The sequence below is a fragment of the Streptomyces sp. ICN903 genome (assembly GCF_022015835.1).
Classification (GTDB): Bacteria; Actinomycetota; Actinomycetes; order Streptomycetales; family Streptomycetaceae; genus Streptomyces; species Streptomyces fenghuangensis.
This window is the reverse complement of record NZ_JAKMAY010000259.1, coordinates 1-8341: the sequence shown is the minus strand read 5'-3', so window position 1 is coordinate 8341 and position 8341 is coordinate 1. Positions and strand designations below refer to the sequence as shown.

The following is an 8341-nucleotide window of genomic DNA, read 5'->3' as shown; positions in this document are numbered from 1 at the left end:
GGAGGGGAGGGGGCCGCCGCGGCGGACGGCCCCGGCCCCGCGGCGATCGCGGCACCCGTCACCGCCGCCACCGCCGCCCGCACCAGACGGACCCGCACCCTCGCCACCGGCTCACCTCCGCGCTCCGCACCGCCGACGCCTCGCGGGCTCCCCGCGAAGGCCCTGCGGCGATCGTGGCACGCGCGGCCGGAGCCGGCCTCCGCAGCGGCGCCCGGCTGCGGCAAACGCCGTAAGGATCCGTGGAGTACGGCGGGCGGGCCGGCGCCTCAGACCGGCCGCTTGACGGTGATGGCCAGCGCCCAGTCGCCGGGCCGCTCGGTGTACATCACCGCGCCCGCCAGATCGCTCTCCTCGGTGGGCGTGACGTCGTCGTAGGGGAAGGCGTAGCCGCGGCCGTCGGCCGCCAGCTCGTGCACGGCCCGCGCGTACTCGTGCCGGGGGCCGTGGGTGTAGAACTCGGCGGAGACCGCGTCGGGCTGGGAGGGGTTGCTCAGCAGCGTGGTGCGGCACAGCGCGGCGCCCAGCACGGCGGCGATGCGCCCCTGCTGGGTGGCGTTGATCCCGTGGAGGGTGCCGTCGCAGCCGAAGATGTCGGCCTCGGCGGTGGTGCCGGCCGTCCCCGGCCTGGCGAAAGAGTTCGGGGAGCCGTCCGTGATGCCCTCGAAGACCAGCCGGTCGCCGTGGGTCCGGCCGGTGACGGTCCTGCCCGGCCAGACGTCGCCCAGGGTGATCCGCAGGTCCCGGCCGCCGTCGGCGCGGTAGGCGTGCCACACCTGGTCGACGTAGGAGCGGTAGTGCCCGGCGAACACCTCCGTGCCCAGGCCCGGGAGCTTGGCGGGGCTGGAGACCCGCACCAGGCGGTCGCCGTCGTACAGCGCGCACTTCCCCCAGTCGCCGCCGGCCCGGCGCAGCCGCTCGGCCAGCGCCGCCGTCCCGCCGGCGGGCATGCCGCCGACGTGCTGCACCTGTCCGCTGCCGGGGGTGAGGGTCAGGGAGATGGGCAGGGCGACGCCGTCCACGCAGGTGATGTTCCCCCAGATCCCGCTCGGGTTGTAGGTGAACTCGCAGTAGTCCCAGGCGGTGCGGTACGAGGGGTCGGCGGGGTTGGCGGCCGACGGCTGGACGAGGGCGCCGGCGGCGCCGCCCGCGTTGGGGTTGGCGAAGAAGGAGATGCTCTGCCCGAGCGAGACGTACGCCCGGCCGCCGGTGAGGTGGTCGTTGAGGGGGATGTCCCGGCCGAACGGGATCCGGTGCGATCGAAGGAAGCCGCTCAGGTCGTGCATCCGCTCGGCCGGGTTGGGGATCGGGTCCAGGCGGCCGGTGGAGGGGTTGAGGAAGCCCTGCCCGCCGCCGGGCACGTCGGCGTGGACGTAGGCGAACGCGGTGGACCGGCCGGTCTCGTTGGCGAATCGCACGGTCGGTACGGCGGCGGCCACACCGGCGGACGGGCCGGCGGCGAAGCCCGAGGACGTGGCGGCGTATCCGATGACGGGGGCCGAGACGGCCGCGGCTGACAGACCGAGGAACCTTCTGCGTGACACCACGGTGGGGATCTCCTGACGGACGTGGTATTGGCATGGGCACGACAGGCAGAGCCGTGCGTCCGGCCGCGGCCCGAAGGGTGGGGAGGCCGGACGAGGCCACTGTGCTGAGAGCCCGTTCAAAGGTCAAGACTTTTGCCTGAGAGCGCTCTCATTTAAGGTTCTCTTACAACTCCCGAAGGATCAGGGTGAGTTGGGCCGCCGCTCCGCGCTCCGTGCTCAGCGGTCCCCGGTTCCCCCGGCCCCTGTGCCCGGCCGGCTCCACGGCCACCTCGGAGCGCGCCGCTGCCTGCCCTCCGGCCGGTACACGTACCGCCAGCCGCGCGGCAGCACCGACCACCTCCCGCCGCCGGTCACCGCCTCCAGGCGGTAGACGTGGACGACGGGCCGGCCGCCCGCCGGATCGGGGACGGGGATCTCGTAGTACTTCGGCGGACGCCCGGTGGGGCCGAGCAGAACGGGCAGCACCCGCCCGTCCATCGGCCCGCCGGTGAACGCCGTCTCCTCGCTTCTCACCGCTCCAGTGTCACAGCAGGTGGAGGGCGTCGCCGACCACCGGGGCCACCTGCCGCACCAGCCGCCCCGCCGGCCCGTCCGGCCGCTCCAGCGCCAGCGCGGCGCGGGCGACACGCGCCGCCCGCGCGTCGCCGGCGGCGGTGGCGGCGAGCAGGGCGAGGAAGTGGTCCACCAGCCAGTCGCGCAGCTCGGGCAGCGGCGGCTGCTTGCCCTCGTCGAGCCAGATCAGCGAGGCGGCCTCCACCGCGGCGATCCAGGTGCGGACCGCCATCCGCAACCGCGGGCCCGGCTCCAGGCCCGGTTCCACCCTCAGGTGCAGCAGGATCTGCTCGGCCGCGGCCCGCCGCACCCCGTCCACGATCGCGTCCGTCCGGGACGTCTCGGCGACGCTGCCGCCCCTCAGCAGGGCGGCGAACCCCGCGTCGTGCCCGTCGACGAAGGCGAGGTAGCGGTCCAGCGCCCGCGACAGCCTGCGGCTGAGCGGGCCGCTCTGCGGCTCGGCGAAGCACCGCCGCAGCTCCTCGGCCGCGCTGCCGAGGGCGGCCTCGTACAACTGCTGCTTGCCGCCGGGGAAGTAGCGGTAGACCAGGGGGCGCGAGACGCCGGCCGCCGCGGCCACGTCGTCGAGCGAGACGTCCTCGGGGGCGCGGTGCGCGAAGAGGGTCAGCGCGGAGCCGATGAGCTGATCGCGCCGCTCCTCCACGGTGAGCCTGCGGTATGCCGGGGCGGTCATGCGGGCAGGGTAACCGCCGCCGGGCGCCCCCGTCCCGTCCGCCCGTACCGCCCGCGCCGCCCCGCTCGGTACCGCCTGCCCGGGTACAGCCTTACGCCAGCAGCCCGGAGCTCCGCCACAGCCTGCGGCCGGCCCCGCGCAGCACCCCGATCTCGTCCAGGAACTCCGTCAGTCGCCTGGCGCCCGTCTGCATCACCTCGCGGCGGTGGCCGCTCGCCCTCACCTGGGCGACCGCCTCGCGGCGGTCGAGCCCGACGTCCGTGTAGACCTGCGGGTTGACGAAGGATATGGACATCACCCGGGCCGCCTGCCCCGAGCTGATCCGGGTCAGCTCCGCCTCCCAGCGAGGGCAGCTCACCATCTGGCGGCGCAGCTCCTCGCGCGCGTAGCGCACGTGCCGGGCCTCCTCGACGACGTGGATGCGGGTGATGCCGCGCACCAGCGGCTGGACGCGCTCGTCGGGGAACGTCAGCCGCTGCATCCAGTCCAGGACCTCCTCGCCCAGCAGGGTCGCGGTGAACGAACCGGGCGTGGTGGAGACGGTCTTGAGGACCCGGGCCAGGTTGTGGTGGAACTTGGAGACCGGGTACGGCCGCACCCCCGCCCGGGAGATGAAGCGGGTGAACATCTTGGAGTGCCGGCACTCGTCCTCTATCTCGGTGAGGGCGTAGCGCACGTGCGAGCTGTCCATGGGCTTGTCGTAGATGTGCCGCACCAGCAGCTGGATGAGGATGATCTCGAACCAGACGCCGAGCGAGGCGAGGGAGGCGGCCTCGCGGCGGGCGAGGTCCATCCGCTGCTCCTCGGACATCCGCTTCCACAGCGGGGTGCCGTAGAGGGAGACCAGCTCCGGCGGCCAGAACCACTTGCCCTCCTCGAAGGGCGCGTCCCAGTCCAGCTCGCGGTCGGGATCGAAGGAGTGCCTGGCCGACGACTCGAGCAGGCGCTCGGCCACCTGTTCGCGGTCCTTGAGCAGCCCGAGGGCGTCCCGGAGCCGTCCGGCATCGGTCGCGGTCGTCATCGCACGGCCACCTCACTGTCGGGTTACTGACGGTCACACCTGGCTCGCCTCTTATGAGACCGCTCGTCAGCAAGCCCGTCAATCCCCCGCGCGTAACCGGCCGGACGCGCGGGCGCGTCCGGCCCCGCCGCGGATCAGTCCTCCCGGCTGTACGGACCGAAGACCGTGCGCAGGTCGAACGCGTACGGCGTCGGCCCGTGCTCCCGCAGGTGCAGCAGGCGCTCCTCGGCCTCCGCCACGGTGGGCCGGTGCCCGTCCGCCACCCACCACAGGGCGGCCATCGCCTCGCCGACCCGCTCGAACCACTCGTGGCGCCGCTTGAGCAGCTCCCGGTGGCGGCCTGCGTACATGAACGCCTTGAGCGAGGGAAGATCCCGCCACACCGACATGTTGATGATCAACCAGTCGTCCCCGAGCACGGGCACGTCCGTCGCGTTGCCCGAATCGCTCTGCAGTCGCCACACGAAGCCGTCGGCACCGTCGGCGGTGGCGTTGACCGGGTCGAGGGCCTCGGTGAAGTCCCGCAGCAGGGGAGAGTCCAGCGGAGCCCTGAGGCGGGCGATGTTGACCTGGGCGAGGTGGTGCGCGGAGTCGGTCGTCATGGACCGCACGCTAGCGGCGGGCGCGCCGGCGGTGCGGGGTTTTCCGCCCTTCGGACGGCCCGCGCACGGCGGCGCCCGCCCCCGCCGCCGGGTGGGCGGCGGGGACGGGCGCCGGGGGTTCGGCCGCGGTCGTCAGCGACGGCGGTGCCGTCCGTCAGTGACGGCAGAACTTCGGGGCCGGGCCGATGTTCTCCACGTAGCGGGCGGAGACCCAGCCGTCGTGGTGGTGGTGCTTGCGGTCCAGCTTGTACCAGCGCGGGTTGCCGTCGATGTTCTGGCTGTTGACCTTGCACTCGATGTGGACGATCTTGCCGTAGGGCAGGGTCGCCAGAACCCGGCTGTGGGTGTTGGGCTTGCTGCGGACGTTCAGGCCGGTGCGGGCGATGACCCGACCCTTGTAGGTGTGGTGGTGCCTGTCGTCCATCGACTCCGGCGCCATCTCCGGGTTGCGCGTCTCGGCACCGGCGCGCGGGGCCTCGACGCTCTGCCGGCCGAGGTCGGCGGAGGGGGCGGGCGGCTCGGCGAAGGCCGGCCCGGCGGCGGTGGCGAGTGCGACGGCGCCACCGGCGGCGACCAGGGCGAGCTTGCTGAGCTTCGACTTGACCATTGTGGAGAAACCTCCTGGGAGGGGAGGACCCGGTGCGGGACCGGGCCCGGGGAAAGGACACATGGACTGCGTCACGGCCCGTGATGAGCCGATCACTACCACGCGCAATTCACGTTAAATCGGCACATATGCGCGCGCAATCCATCACGGTCGGTGACCGAATCGGCTAAGTCCCAGCTCAGAGCCCTTGTGGCCGCCCCGGGGCGCGTCTCGTCCCGCTGCCCCGCACGGGTGAAGGCGCCCTCGCTTCCCCGCAGGTCAGCGGCTCGCCCCGTCACCCGGACGCACCCGCCGCGCCGCGGCGGGAAGGCCGGTGCCCGTCCGGATGCGCGGGTCGCCGGACCGGCCGAATCCGCGGGGCCCGTCCATGCGTGTGCCCCGCCGGGTTCCTCCGGCGGGGCACACGCATGGACGAGTGGGGGCGGGCGCGGGCGGACGTGGAAGGGCCCCGCCCGAGAAGCCCGGCGGGGCCCTGTGAGGTCAGCGCGTCCCTGGTGCGGAGCGCCTCCCGGTCACCACGTCACGTTGCCGTTGCCGCCGTCGAAGACGACGTCGGAGCAGGAGTAGAAGTTCTCCTGGCTGTCGGAGCGGGTCCAGTGGATGTACATGAGGTGCTGGCCGGAACGCTGCGGCAGCCGGACGTCCCAGTAGTAGTGACCGCTCTCGGAGCCGACGCTGCCCGACTGCGGCGGGTTGGTCACGGTGTTGATCTTCTCCAGGTCACCCCAGGCCAGGGCCTTATTCGGGGACCAGCCCTGCTTGGTGATGTAGACGTCGAAGCGGCCCGGGTGGTGCGCCCAGTTGCTGTGCTTGATCCGGACGTTGGCGCCGGAGGTGAGGTGCGTCTTCGGCCAGTCGCTGCGGGCGGCGTTGTACGAGGAGAAGTCGAACGGTCCCCGGTCGCCGCCGCTGCACAGCTTGCCGTCCGGGATGTAGCCCGTGGTGCGTCCGCCGCCGTTGGAGTCGAGCACGGCGAACCAGTTGTACAGCCCGGTGGTCCCGTCCTCCCGGACCGCGGCCGCGCAGGCCGGGTTGGCGGGCGTCTGGTGCCCGCTCCTGACCAGGTCCTGGTAGCACAGGTAGGTGCGCGATCCCGGCATCATGGTCGCGCCGTGCGCCGTCGCCGGGGTGGGTGCGGAGGCCATGACGAGGCCGAACAGGGCGGCCCCGAGGAGGGCTAAGGAGCGGGGGGAGCGGGCCGGCGCCGTGCGCCGGGCGGTGTGCTGAACAGCCATGGTGGGGGGTCTCCTTCGGAGTCTTCCGCGTCGGCGGGCAGCCGCCGGCGCCTGCCCGTGGAACGGGCCGGGCCGGCCGCGGCCCGCCACCGGGTGTGCGGCCGTGCACGGAGGCGCTCCCGTGGGAGGCGGCCGGCCGGAAGTGCGTGGGGGTCATCCGGCGACCGCTTCTGGGAGCGCTCCCATTGCTTCAAGGTATCGCCACGTGAAGCGCTCGTAAACGTCTTCTCGCGACACGGTCTCGAAAGTTTCCCGGGACACGGGAGAAACCACCGCGAAATGCCCCCGTGACACCGGTGCCCGGCACCGGTCACCGACGCGCGGCCCGTGCCCGGGGGCCGCCGCCCCTACACGGTCGGCCCGGCGGCCTCCCCCGCCAGATACGCGCGCATCACCTCGGTGTGCGTCGGGAAGGCCAGCTCGGCCGGCTCCTCCAGCACCATCCACTCCGTGGCCTCGGCCGTGGGCGCCGACGGGGGGAGGGAGGCGGCGTCCCGCTCGGGCAGCAGACCGAACACGAGGAGGCTGGTGCCCCCGTTGTGGACGTCGACGAGGGTCACGTCCCGCGCCGCGGCCTCGAGCCCGGTCTCCTCCCACAGCTCGCGCACCGCGGCCTGCCGCCAGCTCTCGCCCAGTTCCATGTAACCGCCGGGCAGCGCCAGTTCGCCGCGGAAGGGCTCGATGTCCCGCCGCACCACCACCAGTCCCCGGCCGCCTCCGGCGGTGGCGACGGGCTGGAGCGCGACCGCCACGGGCAGGGGGTTGGCCCAGTTCGTCTCGCCGCAACCCGCGCAGTCCCTGGGCCACCCGGCGCCGTCCGCGTAGCGCGTCCCGCAGTACGGGCAGTGGGTGATGCGGCGGCCCGGCGTGAATCCCATGTGCTGACTGCCCCTCTTCCGTGTAAGGCCGCCCGCCGATGGTTCGGCGGCGCTCCGCCCCATCCAACCCGATCGGCCGAGGTGAGGGGAGCCGAGGGGCCCGGCCGCACGGCCGGGCCCCTCGTGTCGCGTTCCGCCGCGCCGCGCGTCAGCAGTTCGGTACGCCCGGCAGCTTGGCGTAGGGGTGGTCGATGTAGATGTTGGAGATGAAGCCGCCCTGGTCGCGGAGCTTGCTCCACCAGTTGTTGGTGTAGCCCTCGGCGTTGACGGTGTCGCCCTGCTTCTGGCAGACGACCGTGACCCGGGTGGGACCGGCCAGGGTGGTCACCACGGCCGAGGAGAGGTAGGCGTCGGCGCGCACGCGTACGCCCGAGCCCCAGGTGGTGAAGTTGCTTCCGCCGCCGCAGCCGTTGTCGCTGGTGAGGTAGTACTGGTGGTAGCTGCCGGGGTAGGCCAGGGCCGAGCCGTTGATGCGGATGTTCTGCCCGACGCCGTTGTAGAGCTGCTCGTAGTGGATGTGGGCGCCGGAGGAGTTGCCGGTGCTGCCGGTGGTGCCGATCTGCTGCCCCTGCCCGACCCAGGCGCCGCTCGCCACGGAGAAGGACGCCAGGTGGAAGTAGTACGTCTTCCAGCCGCCGCCGTGGTCGATGACGACGTAGTTGCCCGCGCCGCCCGCCTGGTAGTGCCGGGTGGCCGTGCCCGCCGCCGAGGCCAGGACGGGGGCGCCCGCGGTGGAGCCGCCGTCGGCACGGACGAAGTCCAGCGCGCGGCGCACCTCCGCGGAGTGGTGGCTGTAGGTCCATCTCTGGCCGCAGGCGTAGGGGGCCTTGAAGTTGGGGGCGGCCAGCGTGCCGGCCTCCGCCGCCGCCGCGGCCGGAGCCGCGGTGAGCGTTCCGGCCAGTACGGCCAGCATTCCGGCCAGCGAGGCCAGGAGCCGCCCGAGCGGCCGGCGCCGCGAGGCGGGGGGCGTGAGGGATCGCGAAGACATGCGGTGGCTCCTCGTGGTGTGAGGGTGGGGGCGCAGCCCGCGGAACGCGCCGGCCGCCGGCTGCGGGACGGTGGGAACGTAGCCGGGCGGGCGCCGGCTCACAACGGGCGGCGGGAGCCTTTCGAACCAGCTGGAATGTCTTGCACCTGACAAGCTCTGGTGCTCACGATGACCGCGCCCGTCCGCCGCGACCGCGGCTCCTTCCCATCCCCTTCTCCCC

At 73.3% G+C, this 8341-nt stretch carries 8 protein-coding genes and 1 pseudogene; all 9 read right to left on the bottom strand.

From position 1 onward, the window contains the following. Positions 1-266: 266 nt before the first annotated feature. Positions 267-1544 (bottom strand): beta-1,3-glucanase family protein, encoded by a 1278-nt coding sequence (locus L7D48_RS22350; protein WP_237881794.1) that lies wholly within the window; start codon positions 1542-1544, stop codon positions 267-269. Between the two features lie 216 nt (positions 1545-1760). Beyond that, positions 1761-2057 carry a hypothetical protein gene (locus tag L7D48_RS22345; RefSeq protein ID WP_237881792.1) on the bottom strand — a complete coding sequence of 99 codons (297 nt, stop codon included), beginning with the start codon at positions 2055-2057 and terminating at the stop codon, positions 1761-1763. Positions 2058-2067: 10 nt separating this feature from the next. Continuing rightward, positions 2068-2790, bottom strand: coding sequence for a TetR/AcrR family transcriptional regulator (locus L7D48_RS22340; protein WP_237881790.1), 723 nt, complete (start codon positions 2788-2790; stop codon positions 2068-2070). A 91-nt stretch (positions 2791-2881) separates the two neighbouring features. After that, on the bottom strand, positions 2882-3811 hold the full coding sequence (locus L7D48_RS22335) for a diiron oxygenase (protein ID WP_237881788.1): 930 nt from the start codon (positions 3809-3811) through the stop codon (positions 2882-2884). A 134-nt stretch (positions 3812-3945) separates the two neighbouring features. Then, on the bottom strand, positions 3946-4413 hold the full coding sequence (locus L7D48_RS22330) for a DUF3291 domain-containing protein (RefSeq protein ID WP_237881786.1): 468 nt from the start codon (positions 4411-4413) through the stop codon (positions 3946-3948). Positions 4414-4567: 154 nt separating this feature from the next. Continuing rightward, positions 4568-5020, bottom strand: a complete 453-nt coding sequence (locus L7D48_RS22325; protein WP_237881784.1) for an SH3 domain-containing protein — start codon at positions 5018-5020, stop codon at positions 4568-4570. A 518-nt stretch (positions 5021-5538) separates the two neighbouring features. Further along, positions 5539-6255: pseudogene (locus tag L7D48_RS22320) on the bottom strand (lytic polysaccharide monooxygenase); the annotation flags it as partial. A gap of 347 nt (positions 6256-6602) precedes the next feature. Continuing rightward, the gene (locus L7D48_RS22315; protein ID WP_237881782.1) at positions 6603-7133 is read right to left on the bottom strand and encodes an NUDIX domain-containing protein; all 531 of its coding nucleotides are present in this window, start codon (positions 7131-7133) and stop codon (positions 6603-6605) included. 148 nt (positions 7134-7281) lie between these two features. Next, the gene (locus tag L7D48_RS22310; RefSeq protein WP_374493298.1) at positions 7282-8121 is read right to left on the bottom strand and encodes a M23 family metallopeptidase; all 840 of its coding nucleotides are present in this window, start codon (positions 8119-8121) and stop codon (positions 7282-7284) included. Between the last annotated feature and the right edge of the window lie 220 nt (positions 8122-8341).